Below are 16987 nucleotides of genomic sequence, written 5' to 3' on the forward strand. Positions count from 1 at the left end.
TACACCTCCTTTGGTACAGCCCACCTTTGGGACACAGGACGATACGACCATGAAAGTTTCCGCTGTATTCAAGTTTCGCAGCCCCGAAATTCGGGCCTTGCACCTGACCTGGATTGCCTTCTTTATTACCTTTTACGTGTGGTTCAACATGGCGCCGCTCGCGTCGAGCATGCTCAAGAGCGTCGACTGGCTGACCACGGATGATCTCAAGCTGTTCGCCATCTGCAACGTCGCCTTGACCATTCCCGCCCGCATCATCGTCGGCATGGCGCTGGATCGATTCGGCCCGCGACGGGTGTTCTCGGTGCTCATGGTCACTATGGCGCTACCGGCGTTGGCGTTTGCTTTCGGTAACAGCATGACGCAGCTGCTGGTAGCGCGCCTGGTGCTGAGTTCGATTGGTGCCAGCTTCGTGGTGGGTATCCACATGACAGCGCTGTGGTTCAAGCCGAAAGACATCGGCTTCGCTGAAGGCTTCTACGCCGGCTGGGGTAACTTCGGCTCCGCCGTAGCGGCCATGTCGCTGCCTACCATCGCCTTGAGCATGTACGGCGGCCCCGATGGCTGGCGCTGGGCTATCGCCCAGAGCGCTATTGTTATGGCCGCTTACGGTGTTTACTACTGGTTCGCGATTACCGATGGCCCGGATGCCCAGGCTCACCGTAAGCCACGCAAATCCGCTGCCATGGAAGTGAGCTCCTGGGGCGATATGATCAAGCTGATCATCTGGACCATCCCACTGGTCGGCGTACTCGCCATTCTGGTCTGGCGTATCCAGTATATGGGCTATTTATCAGTTACTGGTGCGACCATCGCTTATCTAGCCATTATCACGATCGTCATCTATCAAATTGTCCAGATCCTGCGAGTCAATCTACCGATCCTGCGTAAGGGTGTACCGGAGGATGATAAGTACTCGTTCAACAGCGTGGCGGCGCTTAACAGCACCTATTTTGCCAACTTCGGCGCTGAACTAGCAGTGGTATCGATGCTGCCCATGTTCTTTGAGGAGACCTGGGGCCTGAATGCCGCTACGGCCGGCCTGATCGCTGCATCATTCGCGTTCGTCAATCTGGTGGCCCGCCCCATGGGCGGCATGGTTTCCGACCGCATGGGTAACCGGCGCTTTGTGATGCTGTGCTACATGTTTGGCATTAGCGTTGGGTTCTTGCTGATGGCCATGCTCAATTCGAGTTGGCCACTGATCCTGGCCATTGCGGTGACCATCGGCACCTCGATTTTCGTACAAGGGGCCGAGGGGGCAACCTTCGGTATCATTCCCTCCATCAAGCGCCGCATCACTGGGCAAATCTCGGGCATGGCCGGCGCCTACGGTAATGTTGGCGCGGTGGTTTACCTAACCATCTTTACGTTTGTCACACCGTCGCAGTTCTTCTACATCATCGCGACCGGCGCCTTCATCAGTTGGGTTATCTGCCTAGTGTGGCTCAAAGAGCCAGAAGGCGCTTTTGATGACGAGTACTACGTCTCTTCAGTCGATAGAGACATCGAAGAACAGGCACTGCAGAGTGCTAAGCGCTAATCGTTAGAGTTCTCGGAAGTTCTAGGCACTGTCCAAGATCCAGACAGTGCCTTTAAAAGCCAAAATAGTGACCTTCAGAGCGCACTTAATTAGGAGTCGTGATGTATATTGGTTATATCCAACTTCTTAAGCTCAGCATTAAGTGGGCTTATTCCAACCAGGAAATGGCGTCTCTTCCTGCAAATGACGCAACTCAGGTTGATGAGCTTCAGCGATTTGCGTTACCCGATTCACGCCCTCTTCCAATAAATGCACTTCTATTTGACGGCGATCCTCACGCCCTTGCCGCCGCTCAACCAACGATAGCTGCTCACAGCGGTCAACTAGCGCCACCACCCCATGATGTTTTGATTGAAGCCGTTCCGCTAGCTCCCCCACCGTCGCCCAGTCTCTTCCATGGAAACCACGAAGATGTAGCAATAGTTGATACTGCAAGGGCGTTAGCCCATAGCGGCGACAGATATCTTCACTATGGCGAAGAAAGCAACGCAACCGGTAACGAAATTGCGACAGCCGCTCAAAGTCGCTTTTATCAAGTGTCTGAGGGTTATTCATTTTTCCGTTTCTCTTAGCTACATACTTAACTATCACTTATTGGCCAATTTATAGCGCCTTTAAAAATACAATATCATACCATGATACAAGCAGCCATTGAGATTATTCCCCCAGGAGGGATCTGCAATGAGAGCACTCACTTTTCTCAAATTACCATTCAACCATCGTGAAGGCTGGAAAGAGCTACAGGCTTCCTCCCCCTCCATTCCTTTACTAGCGTGGCTGGTGGTGTTACCCATGTCCCTCTTGCCGCCAGTAATGCTCTATTATGCGGGCACCCATTACGGCGATGCATTTATGGCGGGCTTTGCTGACCGAGAGTGGCGTTTTATCACGACAATTATTTTCCTAGCAGAGATATTGAGTTTTTTCGTTATTGGCTGGGTAATCTACGCTGTAGTCAATGGAACTGAAGAGCTATCTATCAGCTATCAAGATGCCTATTTACTTGCCACACTTGCACCAATACCGTTATTCGTCGCTTCATTGGCACTATTGGTACCCAGCTTACTTTTCAACGTAGTGGTTATACTTAGCGGGCTGGGCGTCTCTTGCAGCTTGATTTACCACGGCTTACAAGCACTCTGTACCCATCAAGAATTTGATGTTGCTACGATCTCAGCCACTTACACAATCATGGCTGCCAGTGCTCTGGGTTGGGGTATTTTGTTTGCTGTTATCTGGGCTTATTAAGCCATGAATATTAGGCGCACTGGCCTACCGGGGCACCAATCCAGTCATCGTCAGCCAAATGATGACGCGTTAAGCAAACGGTCTAACGTTGAGAAGTGGGTAATGTGTGCGCCAGGCAGGGAGATGAGCAAAATTCACGATCACTGGCGTCTTCCCCTTCTAGCGCTGATAGCGCCAGCTCTTTGATTACTGGAAGGTGGGAATCTTCAATTTCACGAGCGGCGGTTAGTAGGGTAACTCGCCCCGCTCGTGCGAATCTCATTAAAGGCAGTAGCTTATCAGGACATGCCTTCAGCTCACGCCTGTATCGCTCAAGAAAGAGTGATTGACTGATTTTTTGCTGTCGATACTGACGGCATAATTGAGACGCAGGCGCTATCTCCGGGTACCACTCATTCAGTGCCAGGAAACTGGGAGACAGCCCGCTAGGACATAATCGATCAACCAACACCCGAGTGCCGTCGTGATCCTCTATCGGCGCATATATACGCTTTAGCATGACTTCATACGACATCGTTTTATGTACCTCCGCCAGCGCGCGCATGGCTTCAGCGAGTAAAGCTATATAGGTATTAACATAGTAGCAAACTTAGACAGGTTAATAGCCATAGGGATTTGCACCATTCATAACCGGGCGTTGGTCATCACCACGGTGGAACGCCCTCGCTCACCCTTATTTTAATAATAGGATTAGGCAAGGATGCAGTAGAATTGTCTCTATGAGCGATTGCTCCCGCTAGTTAAACTTCTCCAGGTATTTTTCATTGTGCGGATTAACACATGACAATTTCAACTAACCTCGTATCAAAAGTTGTTTTATTAACCGGACGACGTTGATACCAGCGACATAGTGGTACGACCTACGGCGAGCCTGTAACTCCGTATGAATATGTGTCCGAGCTATTCAAGCAAATGTGGCATTTAAAGCGAGTGACCTTACATGCAAGACACCAAGCTTCCTATCTACTGGCAACGTGCGATAGTCGTTGCTGGCATTATCACTATTTTCCCCGCCACCACTACGGCTCAAACAGCCCCGAACATAGGAGATAACGCTATGGCAGAACACCCGTATGTTGGCATGTGGGTAACTAAAGATGGCCAAATACGCCACGAACTTTTACCCAACAATCGTTACGATGAAGCCCGTGGTGAGCGTGAAAGCGCCTATCAGGGCCGCTATCAGGTGACAGGTAACTATATCGAATACTGGGACGACACCGGTTTTACCGCTGATGGCGAGTTTATTGATGGCGTGCTCTATCACGGTGGTATGGTGCTATACCGTAACAAAGAGTAGCGCTAAAAAACGAATCACCCGAGCCGGACTTCGCCGCTCAGATGCAGCTCACCTTCGACAACCTGCAGAGTATTCTGGAAGCAGTGGGCGCATATGAGCGGCGAGCTCAAGCAAAATCACCATATCCAGTTTGACCGCGATCGTTAGATAGGGCTCGCTGGATCTCGCCTGCACAATCCGGCCAACCACTGGCATATCAACACTCACGATCGCCGACTGCCCGACGGACAAAACCTTCTGCTGATTTCCCACGATAATGTATTTAGCGCCCTGCAGAACCAGACACACCAGTGACTTATAGACCGAATGCAACTCGCCTGCTGGCGCCTTCAACACGCATCATGCGTAGACCCGGCACGGACGCCAAGCCATCGCTATTGGTGTGGCGTCTAGCATAAAGCCCTACATTGTATTGGGCAGATAAGTGGCAATAAACGGGAAACAGAAAATAAATACAATGGTCACGACTTCCATCAGGATGAACCAGGAAGCGCCGGAAAAGACATCCGTGAGCGAGGTATCCTTATCCAGTCCGGCAATGACGTACACGTTCAACCCTATCGGCGGAGTGATCAACCCGATTTCACACATCTTGATCGCCAATATACCGAACCAGATGGGATCGAAGCCCAGGCTCGTCACGACAGGAAAGAGAATCGGCAAGGTGATGACCAACATGGAAAAGGCATCCAGGAACATGCCCATGGGGACATATAGCAGCAGAATCAGCGCGATAATCACGATAGCGGGAAGTGGTAAGTCGATCACCCAGCCCGAGATCAACTGCGGAATCTGGATCAAACTCAAGAAGAAACTGTAGACCCCTGCGCCCAGCATGGTCATCATGATCATGACCGTCGTGTTGACCGCATCACGCGAAGAGGTACCAATCGACTGTAACTTGGCCGATCTATCCTGCCGAGAAGCCAGCAGAAACAGGATGGAAGCGACCGCCCCAAGCGAGGCTGCCTCGGTAGGCGTCGCCCAACCCGTATAGATGCTACCCAGCACCACAATGATTAATACCAGTAACTGCCAAGAGCGGCGCAACGAGGTAAAGCGCTTTTTCCAACCAACCCGTTCTCCCTTCGGGCACATATCGGGTTTCAGAACAGAGATGATGAAAACCCCGGCCACGAACACGGCGACTGACAGTATGCCTGGCAGAATACCGGCCACCAGCATCTTGCCAGCAGACACTTCCGTCAATGCCGCGTAGAAGACCAACAATACACTCGGGGGGATCAACACGCCCAGCACACCACCGGCCGCGACACAGCCCGCCGAAAGGCGCTTATCGTAGCCGGCCGCCTTCATTTCGGGTAACGAAATGGAGCCTACCGTTGCAGCAGTGGCCACGCTGGAGCCGGATGTCGCGGAGAAACCAGCGCACGTTAGAATCGTAGAAATCGCCAAACCACCGGGTAAATGCCCGCACCACCGCTTCGCCACGTGAAAGAGCGACTTTCCAACCCCCGCATGAAGGGCAAAGTTACCCATGATGATAAATAACGGGATGACGGTTAACAGGTACGCAGCCGTTTCATCAAAGGCAAAATTCTGCAGGACATTATAGACATAGCTCAGATCCTGAACCATGACGATACCGACAATACCCGCCAGACCCAAGGCTGCGAACACAGGGACACCCAACCCCATGAGCACAAAAATAAGCCCCACGGAAATCAAGCCAAGCAAGCCAGGATTATTCATCAGCAGCCCCAAAGGAAGAATAGATAGCAAGAATGAAATGTAACGTCATTTGTATGAAGGCCAGCAGAAGACCACAAGCAACGATAATTTTTACCCACCAGATAGGCATCTGAACGATTCCCCAGCGGAACTCCTTATCTAGAAACGAGCTATAAGCCCCCTCTATGGTGGGCACGGTAATAGCTAACAGGAAAATAGCCGCAAACAACCAACCAATCCCTTCCCACACCTGCTTGACCGGAAAAGATCTGTTTTCACTTATCAACGACACACGGATATGTTTTTTGTCGTGCTGAGCCCATAACAGGCCCAGGTAAACAATGATTGCCATTGAAACTTCGGAAAACTCGTAAACACCCGGTAGTGGAAAATTGAACAAGCTGCGAGACGTTGCATCGAGTGCAGTAGACAACATCATGAACAGCAGCGCTGCCGCAGCAATGACGCCTGTTACACTCGCCAAGCGCGACTCTATCTTCCGTAATGCAGCTAATTTTTTCACTTCAGCCTGTTTTGGGTCTGTTTTTTCTAATACACCCATCGTGCGTTACTCCAACGGCATGACAAAGCAGTGGGCTGCTATTCAGCAGCCCTGGTGGAATGCAGCTATTTGTGAAGTAGCGCCAGGAATCAGGATATATCCTGATAAATCTCGTAGGGTGTCTTCAGCTCCCCGGTACCATCATGGCGTTCAATGGCTTCATTGATGATTCCCTGCATTTCCTCGCCATCGATACCGGCACCACTTGCCACGTTATTCACCCAGTTATTGACCTGCTCGGGTTGTACCAGGTGACGCGCCCTATCGATTTGCTCATCGTCCCACTTCGAGAATTGAGCGCCCTCAGCCATTGCCTTGCGTACACGGTCTTCCGCGATGCCCGAATAGATTTCCCGGTACTTGCCCTGGTAAATTTCATCGGCCAATTCCTGCATGACTTGCTTTACGTCATCAGGCAATTGATTCCAGACATCGATACCGATCACCGTGGCCGAAGGGCCGTGAGGACCGGCGCCGATTTCGGTGATATACGGCGCGGCTTCATGCAGGGCGTAACTGATTGCGGTAATGAAATCAAAGCCGTAGGCGCCATCCAGCACGCCGCGCTCCAGGGCTGAATAGACCTCCGGTGCCGCCATGGGAATGGCACGCCCTCCCAGGCTTTCCACCACATCCGTGCCCACCCCATAACCTCGAATCCGCTTACCCTTCAGGTCTTCGATCGAGTGGATGGGATCGCGTGTTATCAGCGGGCAGTAATACCAGTTCGTCCAATACAGCACCTTGGATTTATGGCGTGTTTCCCACTCCTCCCGCAACGGCTCATAGCGCTGGTACACATCGCGGCACACCTTCAGTAGGGCATCCGCACGATCCATCTTGTAGTACCACTCGAGGCCACGGGTAACCGGCAAGTCGCTCTGGTAATAACCGGGGGAGATCAACGAAATTTCCGAAATACCATGCTTGATGGCATCAAGGTGGGCACCCGCCTTGTTGAGCGATTGCGCCCAGTAATAATCGATTTCAACGGCACCGTTGGTTCGCTTTTCCAGCTCCTCCAGGAACCACCGATCCAACACCGAAGGAGAAGCGTGTTCGGTCACATAAGAATCATACTTAAGCCGCGTGCTTGTTTGAGCAAACAACGTACTAGGCATCGTTGTCAGCGTCAGCGTGCCACCAATGGAAACAGCACTGATCTTCAAGAAGTCTCTTCTTTTCATGATTAACTCCTGACATCTTTTTGCTTTATTAGCATTATTATAAAACCCGAGTTTTTCTCGGCAGGAATAGATACTTAGTGTTATTGATTCATTATTGGCAAAGCATCATATAACTCATCCTAGCCGCTCCAGGTACGCTACGGTATACGTAGTACTACGTATCCAAGTAGGGAGTTTTACAGCCCCCTCTGAACTGGGTTGAAACACGCCAGGCCACCCCATGCTCAATCTTCCAACTGTATGATTTTTGATACTAATTCTGCGGTATTGCGACACCCCAGCTTCTTCATTATCTTGGCTCGGTGCGCTTCTACCGTCCGATGCGATATATGCAGCATCCTACCGATTTCCTTGCAAGTATGACCATTCGCTATATAGCTGGACACTTCGAGTTCGCGCATGGTCAAGTCATTAGATTTATCCCGGCCCACATTGATTTTCATGAATGACCAAACAGCTAGTTCAAAGGGAGCGTCGGGGGTTAACGTATTACCTATCGTTTTAGTCCAGAAAACTTCTCCGCGGCTATTACGCATGAAACGTTCATCAATACACTTCTTGTTCTGCAAAAGATCCTTATAACGAAGATCACCGATTGACTTGAAATCCGCATAAGAAGGATAAAGTTTCAACATCAACTGGCCGATCAACTTCTGTTTTTCATAACCAAAGAGATCACAAAAAGCATGGTTGCACTCCAGCACACGACGGTTCCTGGTGACGACAATGGCACAAGGCGCATGTTCAAACGCCACCTGAAGAAGATCTCTGCCTAGCACCGTTGCATTCATCGCTGATCACCGCCGCTGTTATCTGGGCATGCCATTATTGGCATACCACGCTCATTGACAGGTCCACCCCCCATCGATAGGCAGCGTGGTGCCGGTCATATGCGCCGCCTGGTCACCCGCCAGGTAATAGACTAACGCCGCCACATGCTCGGGAGGAACCAACTGGCCTGTAGGCTGTTTCTCCGTCACCAGATTGTGTACTGCCTCATCCCGTGAGCTTCCCAACAGGGCCATTCGCTGCTGGATCTGGGGCCACAGAATAGGCGTATCCGTCCAGCCGGGAGAAATGGCATTGACCGTAATATTCTGGGTCGCCGTCTCCAGTGCCAGTACCTTGGTAAGCCCCACCACACCATGTTTGGCAGCCACATAAGCAGCTTTATTGGCGGAACCCACCAACCCATGTACCGAAGAAAGGTTGATGATACGCCCCCATCCTGAATGGCGCATGTCCTCAACCGCGTGCTGAATGCACCGGTAAACCGCCGTTAGATTGATCGCTAGAATGTCCAACCAAGTGGCCGCATCAAACTCCTGTATGGGAGCCGTTTTCTGAATACCGGCGTTATTGACCAGAATATCGACCCGCAGCCCTTCTTCACGGAGATCCGCAAATAGCGCGTCAATGGCCGAAATTTGCTTCAAGTCCGCTTGAAAGTAATGGACAACAGGCGCACCGGCTTGGCGCAGTTCCTCGACGAACCGGGTAACAACCGTATCGCTTTCAGCGCGGATGTCATGAACGATCACCGAGTCCCCCTGGCCTGCGAATTGGTGGCATATCGCACGCCCGATACCGCCCAATGCCCCGGTGACCAGCAGGGTTCTAGACGCGTGAGGCGTTGTTACCGTTGAGCTTGTTGCTGTATTTGTCATCGCCGACATTGTCATTGTCCGCTCCCGGCCTTAATCGACACGTTGCAAGAGGCTGGCGTAATTGGCCACCGCCAGACCGCCCATATTGAAGACAGCCCCCGTATGCGCATCCGCAATCTGGCACCCGCCCGCTTCACCCAGCAATTGGCGTGCCGCCATGACATGCATGGAAACCCCGGTGGCACCGACCGGATGCCCTTTGGCCTTCAAGCCACCGGAAGGGTTGACCGGCAATCGGCCATCTTTCATCACCCACCCTTCCTTGATGGCGCGTGCGCCTTCGCCATAAGGCGTCAAGCCCATGCTTTCATAAATCATCAGCTCCGCGATGGTGAAGCAATCATGCACCTCCGCAAACGAGAGCGAATCGAGCGTCATGTCGGCCTCGCGCAGCACGTTCTGCCACGCTCTGGTCACACCATCGAAGACTAACGGATTACGCTGCTGCATGGGCATGAAATCCGTGACCTGGGTGCGCGCAAGGAAACGCACCTTTTGTGCGGCGGCATCCGCCACATCCTTGGACGAGACCACCACCGCCGCCGCCCCATCGGAAACGGGAGAACAATCGGTACGCTTCAGCGGTGCCGCCACCACCGGGTTCTTTTCCGATACAGCCTCACAGAACGCCACGCCCACGTCTTTCTGTAGCTGCGCATAAGGGTTATGCACCCCGTTGGCATGGTTTTTCGCGGCAATACGTGCCAGTGCTTCCGTCTGGTCGCCGTAGGCCTCGAAATAGCGGGCCGCCACATCGGCAAACACCCCCGCAAACCCCGAACGTTGATGCCGGGTTTCCGGCTGGTAACTCGCCCCCAATAGCCCTTTACCGATCCGGGAAGCATCGGCATCGGTCATTTTTTCGGCACCGATCACCAGCACATTGCGGGCCAGGCCCCCCTCGATCAGATTGATCGCCTGATGCAACGCCGCCGAGCCACTGGCGCAAGCATTCTCTACCCGGGTAGTCGGCTTGAAACGCATGTCCGGCAGCGCGTTCAGCACCAGCGATGCCGGAAACTCCTGATCACACATGCCGCTATTAAAATTCCCGATGTAGACAGCATCGATATCCTTTGCCTCCATCTGTGCCGATGCCAATGCCTCGACCGCGGCCTCGCCTATCAGCTGTTCGAGCGACTGCTCGAGTTTACCGAAGCGTGTGTGCCCACCGGTGCCAATGATATAAGTACGCATGGAACGAACTCCCTAGCTGGTGACGCCATCGAGCCGCTTGCGCAGCTCGGTTTTAAGGATCTTGCCGTAGGCATTCTTGGGCAAGTCAGTGAGGAAATGGTACGACTTGGGGCGTTTGAAACGCGCCATCCTGTTAAGGCAGAACTGATCGAGCGCCGTGGTATCGAGCGAGACCGAGCAGGCGATGAACGCCATCACCACCTCGCCCCACTCGGCATCACGCTGCCCCACCACGGACACTTCTTTGACCCCGGGAAATTGCAACAACACCTCTTCCACTTCACGTGGATAGATGTTCGTGCCACCGCTGATAATCACGTCCTTCAGGCGATCCGTCAGGTAGAGAAAACCCTGCGGGTCGAGATGGCCTATATCCCCTGTCCGCAGCCACCCATCACGCAGCGTTTCTTGTGTCGCGGCAGGGTTATTCCAGTAGCCCGCCATCACCATATCGCCACGCACACAGACTTCCCCCTCTTGGCCGCAGGGCAGGCAGCTACCCTCCTGATCCTGGATAGTGACTTCGAGCTGAGGATGCGACTGGCCCACTGGCAACAAGGGCGAGCCCTCGGCATCCCCGCTCAAGCACTGCGGCGTCAGTTGATGGTGCTGCCCCTTGCCCAGGAAGGTAATGGTCATGGGGCTTTCCCCCTGTCCATAGATCTGCACCAGCCGGTGCCCGAATACCCTTAACGCCTCCTCGAGATCCTTGGCGTACATGGGGCCGCCGCCATAGGTGATGGTAGCGATATGTGCGGCACTATACTCAGGCTGGTGCGCCGCCAGGTAGTCCAGCACGCGACGGATCATCGTGGGGGCCAGGAACATGGAAACGTGGTCATGGCCCGCCAGGGTAGACACGAAACTCTCACCCGAGAACTTCAAGGAACCGGGAATGACATTGGCGCCGCCTGCCATCAGGTAAGGCACGATATACAGCCCTGAACCGTGGGACATGGGGGCAAAATGCACCAGCCTGCTTTGCGCCGTCACCGGTTCGATGTTGGCCGCATAGCACGCCGACATGGCCGCCAGATTGAGATGGGTCAGCGTCGCGCCCTTCGGCTTGCCCGTGGTACCGCTGGTATAGAATATCCATGCCGGTGCGTCAGGGGCACGGAAAACCGGTCGATCGAAGCTCTCTTCATGAACAAGACCTTCCGGCAGCATGGGGGGCAAAACGAGTGTGTCGGTGAGGGCCTGGGCTACATCATCACGTTCGCAGAACACGATGCAGCTGCCGCTATCATCCGCAATGTAACCGACTTCCGCCACGCTCAGCTTGGCATTGACCGGCACCACCACCAGGCCCGCGTACCAGGCGCCGCATAGCAGTTCGATATAGACAGGGCTGTTGGGCAGAAAGAGGGCGACTCGCTCCCCCGGCGCTAAGCCTTGCCGGGCAAAAAACGTTGCCCAGCGCCGGGCTTGGCAAGCCAGCTCAGCGTAACTGAGCGCCGGCACATCCCCCTGGTAAGTCGCGATACGATGAGGAAACCTAACGGCATTGACGGCTAGGTAATTGGCCACATTCAAGGAGCATTCTCCTGCTTTAGTTATTATTGCTCCTTTAGGCTAGGGGTTGTGGCTACCTAGTGATATACGTAGTAATACGAAGCCCGCTAGACTAATAGTCTAGTGTCGGTGCTGGCATCACCCCTGATCTCATGATGGGAAGGCCGACCCACTCACTACAATCTCAAGCGCTGAAGCGCCGTCCACCTTAAACCAAACCCGGAAGTCAAATGTTTAGCCGTCCTGAGCGGTAATCACCAACACATCGCCTTTTAGCATCATGGGGGCAATAACAGCGCCACCTTTACTATCAGGGCTCATGCCAACACGGACCGCCTGGCGCGTCAGGGTGTCGATAAAGCAGACGCGGGCTTTGGGGGCGTATTTTTTGATGTTGGCGGTGTTTTCAGGCCGCTTGTGTGGCTTTGAGATGTTCTGGTTTATCTATATACAGCTGTTCTAGGCTTAGGAAAAAGCCGCTGGACTGACTCTGGCCGCACTCTAGCCGTGACTGAGTCAGTAACCGTGAGCTTTCAATGGAAACCGGTGCTGCCAGCAGGATAAAAACGAATAAGATGTGGCAGTCATTCTTGTGCGCGTAGCCCACCCTGCCCCGAGTGCCTGGGCGACTTGGCGAAGCATCGCGCGCTGATCCTCAAACAGGATCATTATTGGCTCCTTGCACCAGTCATCAGATGTTGCGAGAGCTGTTCAGCGGCCACTTTGCTTTCACGGGGATGGCCCAAACGTATGGCATCTACCAACGCTAACATCGCATAAAGTTCTTTATCACGCCGTACAGCGTAAGTTGCCGTTTTGAACAACGGCTCTACCGCCGGACCTTTACTATTGCCTCGCGGGTCAGGCCAAACCAATAGCAACTCACCCGCACTGTAAATTTGGCCTTTTAACACCGGTGCTGCAAAAGTGGTGGCAATTCCACGCGTAATTTCACCAGGCCTAGCTGGGAATACGTAGCGCAGACCATGCACAATAAAATCAAATAGGGCTCTGACATTCGCACGCGGCACGCCGGTTTTGCGATCTTTTCGCACGAGGCCAACCTCGATGCAGCGTTTCAGCGATAGGCTGATTTGGCTTTTGCTTATCCCTGTTTCAGCTGCCAAGGCCCTTACGCTGTAACACTCTTTAAGTCGCAAACGATGAGCCAAGAAAGCGGCTGGGATACCGAGCCCCAGCCCAGGTGTTCTTAGGTGAATACTCAGGAGCACTAGAAACCACAGGTGCTGCACTTATTAGCTGAATTCAGAACCGAACCCACTCACAACCTATTCAAGTGACACAAAAGCTTCTACGGTTTGGAAAATCTGTGAAACTTAATCTTTAATGCCAGCATAAAGCGCCAAGTAGCGGTTTTTGGAAGGTAGTAGATGCTGGCGACACAGGTCAGACAAGCGTTCGCGGTCTTCGTCGCGAATGGCGTCAATCATCAATTGGTGTTCATTTCTGGCTTGAGCCAGAGCATCGCGATCCGTAATCGCGATAAAGCGGATGCCATGAGCCTTCTGGGCGAACTCATTAATAGTAGCGTACAAATATTCATTCCCGCAGGCTCTGAATAAGGTGCGGTGAAAAGCGATGTTCATATGGAATACTTGCCTTAGGTCGTGAGCATTCACGGCTGAGCTGTGCTGCTGATGAACATCTTCAAGCTCTGAAAGCCATTCCTGCGGAGCTGGCAGGGGCAGTCTACTCACTGCAGCTAATTCGAGAATCTCGCGCATAGCGTAGATGTCCTCGACCTCTTCCGGCGGATAACTCCGGACGAAAGCACCTCTGTTTTTGATGCGCTCAGTTAAACCGATGTTATCGAGTTGGAAGAGAGCCTGGCGAACAACGTGTCGCTTGCAGTCGAAGCGCTCCATCATGGCCTCTTCGACCAGCCGCTCACGCGGGTGCAGTCGGCCGAGCACAATGTCCTCTTCTACAGCGGCCACGATGTCATCGACACCGTTTGCAGGTGTAGAGGGTTGAGTCTCGGCGCCACTTACAGTGGGCGGCTGGGCAGTTCGGTTCATGATCGCTTTCTCAGCATTCTTTGCGGTGCATAAGGAAAATAAGTGTATCAAACTCGCTTTCAGGCTTCATTCTGTCTTGGTATCCGGCACGTAGGTTCAGGCCGACAGGCACGGAAATCGCACCCTTGTTCGGCTTGAAGGATTTGCTCCATAAACAGACGCCGATAGCCCAGCAGTGGCGCTCCGCCCTCCTCCCCCTTGAGGGATTGGCGTCTAGCATCGAGCACCTTGTTATCCACTTCTAGGTTCAACTGATTGTTAGCAACATCAAGCGATATGAAATCGCCATCGCGTACCAACCCAAGCGGGCCACCCTCAGCGGATTCTGGAGAGACGTGGAGCACAATAGTACCTGCTGCGGTGCCACTCATGCGCCCGTCAGATATGCGAACCATATCTTTAACGCCTTGAGCGGCGAGTTTCTTGGGAATCGGAATGTAACCCGCTTCTGGCATACCCGGTGCCCCTTTGGGCCCTATGTTCTGTAGTACTAGCACGTCGTCAGCTTGCACATCCAGACCCAGGTCATCAATACGGTTAGCCAAGTCTTCTAGACCTGTGAACACGACAGCACGACCGCGGTGAGTCATAAGATCGGCCGAGGCAGCTGACTGCTTAATAATGGCGCCAGACGGTGCCAAGTTACCACGCAAGACTGCTATACCACCCTGGGCGTAGACCGGGCTTTGCATTGACCGCACGACCTTTTGATCGATGAGATGGACGGCGGCATCGATGTTCTCGCCCAAGGTATGGCCATTGATGGTCATGGCGCTCAAGTGTAACAACGGTTTTAACTCACGTAGCAAGGTGGGCAGGCCGCCTGCCCGATGCAAATCTTCCATGTACCCTTCTCCTGATGGTTTGAGATCCATCAGTACAGGGGTTTCCTGGCTCATTCGGTCAAATGCCTCAAGATCGATATCGATGCCCAAGCGCCCTGCGATAGCGGTCAGATGAATCAAGGCATTAGTGGAGCCGCCTAAGGAGAGCAGTACGCGCAAAGCATTTTCGAAAGCTTCAGGAGTAAGAATTTGATCTGGCGTAACGCCTGCGTGTGCAAGTGCAACGGCCTGCGCACCTGACTGTTCGGCAATGCGTTGCCGATCAGCGTAGACAGCCGGCGCAGTGGCGCTATTGGGTAGCATTATTCCCAGTGTCTCGGCTAGGCAGGCCATGGTGCTTGCGGTGCCCATTACCGAGCAAGTACCCACGGTAGGGACCAGCTTGTCGTTGACTTCGTTAATTTCTGCTTCGTCGATGTCATTACCACGGTAGGAGGCCCAGTAACGGCGACAGTCGGTGCAGGCTCCGACGCGAGTACCACGGTGTGAGCCTGCAAGCATGGGTCCGGTGACGACTTGGACTGTTGGAACACCAGCGCTAGCGGCGGCCATCAACTGTGCGGGTACGGTCTTATCGCAACCGCCGATCAGCACCACGGCATCCATCGGCTGGGCACGAATCATCTCCTCCGTATCCAATGCCATAAGGTTACGCAGGTACATGCTGGTGGGGTTAGCGAAAGATTCATGAAGAGTAATGGTGGGAAAGTCTACTGGTAAGCCGCCAGCGAGCATGACGCCACGTTTAACGCTCTCGACCAATCCAGGCACATTGCCATGACAGGCATTGTAGCCACTGTAGGTATTGGCAATCCCAATGACCGGACGCGAGAGCGCATCATCCGTATAACCCATGCCCTTAATGAAGGCCTTGCGCAGAAAGAGCGAAAAGTCTGCATCGCCATAGTTGGTTAGTCGGTTGGACATGCCCAAGGTGGGGGCTTCAGATGTCGATTCATGACGCTCATTGCCGTTGCTATTGTTTTTAAAGTTCTGGCTCATTGCGGTTTCCTCTACTTTATTCGCGGCTTCTCGGAGGTGTCTGTAAATACGGCTCTCGATCCTCAGGCTAGGCGGTATAAATCTAGCTGGCAAGATTATTAATAATATTATTGACAATATTATTGATGTGCAACTACGTTGGATAGTGCAAGCACGCCTTGCTCAACCATGTGCATCACAACGACAAACAGCACTTGAGGTAATAACAATGAAAATCCGTAGCATTTACACAGCGTCCCTACTATCCGCCCTGATACTTTCAGGCGCCGCTCAGGCGGAGTATTCAGCAGCCGATGAGATTAAGGTGCTTCAAGGATTTAAGGCAGGTGGAGGCAGCGATACCTTGGCCCAGTTGACCCAACCATTTTTGCGAGAATCCCTGGGCGTGGAATTTATTAATGAATACATTCCCGGCGCCACAGGCGCGATTGCATGGACGCGGCTAACCCAACAGTCGGCAAATGATGGCAGCGTCATCAGCATCACCAATACCCCGATGCTGATGACGAACTACATCATGAATGACGCTATTAATTACTCAATCGACGAGCTAACGCCCATCGCCAACGTGGTAACCGACCCAGGCGTTATCGTGGTGCCGGAAGACAGCCCCTATCAAACAGTGGAAGATTTTCTCGCTGCTGCCGAGGAACGCCCCGGTCAGATTACAGTGGCAAATTCAGGCGTCGGCGGTGATGACTTCTTTTCAACCATCATGATTGAGAAGGCAACGGGGCTTTCCTTCCAAAAAGTCCCTTTCCAGGGCGATGGCCCCTCTGCGACAGCAGCCCTGGGAAGCAAGGTCGACGCCAGTTTCAATAACCTTGGTAATGTCTATGGCCACATCCAGTCGGGCAGCCTTCGCCCCCTCGCCGTCTTCACTAAAGAGCGTCTGGACATTCTGCCTGATGTGCCCACCATGATTGAGAAAGATATAGATGTCGTGGCCGGCTCTTCACGCGGTTACAGCGCACCAGCAGGCATTCCAGATGAAGCACGCGATGAGCTTATTGCTGCCTTTGAAGCCCTAAAAGATAACGAGGAATTCCAGCAGACGGCTCAGGAACGTGCCATGAATCTCGACATCCAGACCGGTGACGACTACGGCCAGATGATGCAAGACATGGAAGGCCAATTCGAGGAAATCTGGGCAGATGTCAAAGATGAGGTCAACCAGTAAGTCGCTTAAC

Annotated in this window: 17 protein-coding genes and 1 pseudogene; 5 read left to right on the forward strand and 13 right to left on the reverse strand. The window is 53.0% G+C overall.

Annotated features, from left to right (window positions below):
- Nucleotides 1-49 precede the first annotated feature (49 nt).
- Nucleotides 50-1543, forward strand: a complete 1494-nt coding sequence (locus AC4EYZ_RS00085; protein ID WP_022523565.1) for an MFS transporter — start codon at nt 50-52, stop codon at nt 1541-1543.
- Between the two features lie 138 nt (nt 1544-1681).
- On the opposite strand, the gene AC4EYZ_RS00090 is transcribed toward AC4EYZ_RS00085, so the two are convergent.
- Nucleotides 1682-2098 carry a MarR family winged helix-turn-helix transcriptional regulator gene (locus AC4EYZ_RS00090; protein WP_022523566.1) on the reverse strand — a complete coding sequence of 139 codons (417 nt, stop codon included), beginning with the start codon at nt 2096-2098 and terminating at the stop codon, nt 1682-1684.
- 126 nt (nt 2099-2224) lie between these two features.
- Here AC4EYZ_RS00090 and AC4EYZ_RS00095 point away from each other — a divergent pair, with 126 nt between their 5' ends.
- Nucleotides 2225-2791, forward strand: a complete 567-nt coding sequence (locus AC4EYZ_RS00095) for a Yip1 family protein (RefSeq protein ID WP_022523567.1) — start codon at nt 2225-2227, stop codon at nt 2789-2791.
- Nucleotides 2792-2873: 82 nt separating this feature from the next.
- Here the strand turns inward: AC4EYZ_RS00095 and AC4EYZ_RS00100 are convergent, their stop codons facing one another.
- Nucleotides 2874-3290 (reverse strand): DUF488 domain-containing protein, encoded by a 417-nt coding sequence (locus AC4EYZ_RS00100; RefSeq protein WP_238326126.1) that lies wholly within the window; start codon nt 3288-3290, stop codon nt 2874-2876.
- Nucleotides 3291-3731: 441 nt separating this feature from the next.
- Here AC4EYZ_RS00100 and AC4EYZ_RS00105 point away from each other — a divergent pair, with 441 nt between their 5' ends.
- The gene (locus tag AC4EYZ_RS00105; protein ID WP_081742520.1) at nt 3732-4091 is read left to right on the forward strand and encodes an Atu4866 domain-containing protein; all 360 of its coding nucleotides are present in this window, start codon (nt 3732-3734) and stop codon (nt 4089-4091) included.
- Nucleotides 4092-4139: 48 nt separating this feature from the next.
- Here the strand turns inward: AC4EYZ_RS00105 and AC4EYZ_RS00110 are convergent, their stop codons facing one another.
- From AC4EYZ_RS00110 to AC4EYZ_RS00150, 9 genes are all read right to left on the reverse strand, one after another.
- The gene (locus AC4EYZ_RS00110; RefSeq protein ID WP_337589066.1) at nt 4140-4427 is read right to left on the reverse strand and encodes an AraC family transcriptional regulator; all 288 of its coding nucleotides are present in this window, start codon (nt 4425-4427) and stop codon (nt 4140-4142) included.
- 66 nt (nt 4428-4493) lie between these two features.
- Nucleotides 4494-5804, reverse strand: a complete 1311-nt coding sequence (locus tag AC4EYZ_RS00115; RefSeq protein ID WP_022523570.1) for a TRAP transporter large permease — start codon at nt 5802-5804, stop codon at nt 4494-4496.
- Nucleotides 5797-6345 (reverse strand): TRAP transporter small permease subunit, encoded by a 549-nt coding sequence (locus tag AC4EYZ_RS00120; protein WP_022523571.1) that lies wholly within the window; start codon nt 6343-6345, stop codon nt 5797-5799. Before AC4EYZ_RS00120 ends, AC4EYZ_RS00115 begins: the two co-directional genes overlap by 8 nt.
- A gap of 89 nt (nt 6346-6434) precedes the next feature.
- Nucleotides 6435-7532 (reverse strand): C4-dicarboxylate TRAP transporter substrate-binding protein, encoded by a 1098-nt coding sequence (locus AC4EYZ_RS00125; protein WP_022523572.1) that lies wholly within the window; start codon nt 7530-7532, stop codon nt 6435-6437.
- Nucleotides 7533-7756: 224 nt separating this feature from the next.
- Nucleotides 7757-8323: a LuxR C-terminal-related transcriptional regulator gene (locus AC4EYZ_RS00130; protein WP_022523573.1), complete on the reverse strand. Its 567-nt coding sequence runs from the start codon at nt 8321-8323 to the stop codon at nt 7757-7759.
- A 51-nt stretch (nt 8324-8374) separates the two neighbouring features.
- Entirely contained in the window at nt 8375-9214 is an 840-nt protein-coding gene (locus tag AC4EYZ_RS00135; RefSeq protein ID WP_022523574.1) for a 3-hydroxybutyrate dehydrogenase, read from the reverse strand.
- A 15-nt stretch (nt 9215-9229) separates the two neighbouring features.
- Nucleotides 9230-10396 carry an acetyl-CoA acetyltransferase gene (locus AC4EYZ_RS00140; protein WP_022523575.1) on the reverse strand — a complete coding sequence of 389 codons (1167 nt, stop codon included), beginning with the start codon at nt 10394-10396 and terminating at the stop codon, nt 9230-9232.
- Between the two features lie 12 nt (nt 10397-10408).
- The gene (locus AC4EYZ_RS00145; protein WP_223828143.1) at nt 10409-11926 is read right to left on the reverse strand and encodes a class I adenylate-forming enzyme family protein; all 1518 of its coding nucleotides are present in this window, start codon (nt 11924-11926) and stop codon (nt 10409-10411) included.
- Nucleotides 11927-12579: 653 nt separating this feature from the next.
- The gene (locus tag AC4EYZ_RS00150; protein WP_051430439.1) at nt 12580-13038 is read right to left on the reverse strand and encodes a hypothetical protein; all 459 of its coding nucleotides are present in this window, start codon (nt 13036-13038) and stop codon (nt 12580-12582) included.
- A 32-nt stretch (nt 13039-13070) separates the two neighbouring features.
- Here AC4EYZ_RS00150 and AC4EYZ_RS00155 point away from each other — a divergent pair.
- Nucleotides 13071-13175 (forward strand): annotated as a pseudogene (locus AC4EYZ_RS00155) (IS30 family transposase); the annotation flags it as partial.
- Nucleotides 13176-13248: 73 nt separating this feature from the next.
- On the opposite strand, the gene AC4EYZ_RS00160 reads toward AC4EYZ_RS00155, so the two are convergent.
- Nucleotides 13249-13950 (reverse strand): GntR family transcriptional regulator, encoded by a 702-nt coding sequence (locus tag AC4EYZ_RS00160; RefSeq protein WP_022523580.1) that lies wholly within the window; start codon nt 13948-13950, stop codon nt 13249-13251.
- A 59-nt stretch (nt 13951-14009) separates the two neighbouring features.
- Nucleotides 14010-15797 (reverse strand): IlvD/Edd family dehydratase, encoded by a 1788-nt coding sequence (locus tag AC4EYZ_RS00165; RefSeq protein ID WP_022523581.1) that lies wholly within the window; start codon nt 15795-15797, stop codon nt 14010-14012.
- Nucleotides 15798-16005: 208 nt separating this feature from the next.
- Between AC4EYZ_RS00165 and AC4EYZ_RS00170 the strand changes: the two genes are divergently transcribed.
- The gene (locus AC4EYZ_RS00170) at nt 16006-16977 is read left to right on the forward strand and encodes a tripartite tricarboxylate transporter substrate binding protein (protein ID WP_022523582.1); all 972 of its coding nucleotides are present in this window, start codon (nt 16006-16008) and stop codon (nt 16975-16977) included.
- Nucleotides 16978-16987: the final 10 nt, after the last annotated feature.

Source organism: Vreelandella sp. 162(4c), from assembly GCF_058152265.1.

What these genes read in the sequence shown, in the direction of transcription:
- AC4EYZ_RS00085 (WP_022523565.1), top strand. Translation starts at nt 50, where the DNA reads ATGAAAGTTTCCGCTGTATTCAAGTTTCGCAGCCCCGAAATTCGGGCC.
- AC4EYZ_RS00090 (WP_022523566.1), bottom strand. Translation starts at nt 2,098, where the DNA reads ATGAATAACCCTCAGACACTTGATAAAAGCGACTTTGAGCGGCTGTCG.
- AC4EYZ_RS00095 (WP_022523567.1), top strand. Translation starts at nt 2,225, where the DNA reads ATGAGAGCACTCACTTTTCTCAAATTACCATTCAACCATCGTGAAGGC.
- AC4EYZ_RS00100 (WP_238326126.1), bottom strand. Translation starts at nt 3,290, where the DNA reads ATGCTAAAGCGTATATATGCGCCGATAGAGGATCACGACGGCACTCGG.
- AC4EYZ_RS00105 (WP_081742520.1), top strand. Translation starts at nt 3,732, where the DNA reads ATGCAAGACACCAAGCTTCCTATCTACTGGCAACGTGCGATAGTCGTT.
- AC4EYZ_RS00115 (WP_022523570.1), bottom strand. Translation starts at nt 5,804, where the DNA reads ATGAATAATCCTGGCTTGCTTGGCTTGATTTCCGTGGGGCTTATTTTT.
- AC4EYZ_RS00120 (WP_022523571.1), bottom strand. Translation starts at nt 6,345, where the DNA reads ATGGGTGTATTAGAAAAAACAGACCCAAAACAGGCTGAAGTGAAAAAA.
- AC4EYZ_RS00125 (WP_022523572.1), bottom strand. Translation starts at nt 7,532, where the DNA reads ATGAAAAGAAGAGACTTCTTGAAGATCAGTGCTGTTTCCATTGGTGGC.
- AC4EYZ_RS00130 (WP_022523573.1), bottom strand. Translation starts at nt 8,323, where the DNA reads ATGAATGCAACGGTGCTAGGCAGAGATCTTCTTCAGGTGGCGTTTGAA.
- AC4EYZ_RS00135 (WP_022523574.1), bottom strand. Translation starts at nt 9,214, where the DNA reads ATGACAATGTCGGCGATGACAAATACAGCAACAAGCTCAACGGTAACA.
- AC4EYZ_RS00140 (WP_022523575.1), bottom strand. Translation starts at nt 10,396, where the DNA reads ATGCGTACTTATATCATTGGCACCGGTGGGCACACACGCTTCGGTAAA.
- AC4EYZ_RS00160 (WP_022523580.1), bottom strand. Translation starts at nt 13,950, where the DNA reads ATGAACCGAACTGCCCAGCCGCCCACTGTAAGTGGCGCCGAGACTCAA.
- AC4EYZ_RS00165 (WP_022523581.1), bottom strand. Translation starts at nt 15,797, where the DNA reads ATGAGCCAGAACTTTAAAAACAATAGCAACGGCAATGAGCGTCATGAA.
- AC4EYZ_RS00170 (WP_022523582.1), top strand. Translation starts at nt 16,006, where the DNA reads ATGAAAATCCGTAGCATTTACACAGCGTCCCTACTATCCGCCCTGATA.